This window comes from Streptomyces sp. TRM70350 (assembly GCF_019219825.1).
In the GTDB taxonomy this organism is placed as follows: Bacteria; Actinomycetota; Actinomycetes; order Streptomycetales; family Streptomycetaceae; genus Streptomyces.
Genome location: NZ_JAHUXH010000147.1, coordinates 1 through 263 on the forward strand (window position 1 = coordinate 1; position 263 = coordinate 263).

A 263-nucleotide genomic window follows, 5' to 3' on the forward strand; every position below is an offset into this window, starting at 1 on the left:
TGTGGTGGCGTCGGAGGTCGGTGTGTTCGTGGAGTTGGCGCCGGACGCGGTGTTGTCGGGTCCGGTGGCGGAGGTCGCCGGTGAAGCTGTGTGCGTGCCCGCTCAGCGTGCGGGCACGCCGGCCGCGCACGCTGCCGTGACCGCCCTGGGCGTGCTGCACGCGCACGGCGTCGACGTGGCATGGGACAGGTTCTTCGCCGGGAGCGCAGCCCGCCGGATCGACCTGCCCACCTACGCCTTCCAACGCGAACGCTTCTGGCTCG

Annotated in this window: 1 protein-coding gene; it reads left to right on the forward strand. The window is 72.2% G+C overall.

Annotated elements, in window-relative coordinates; genetic code table 11:
* Window positions 1–263 (forward strand): hypothetical protein (locus KWI83_RS37975; protein ID WP_218518914.1); only part of this gene is annotated, 263 nt, incomplete at both ends.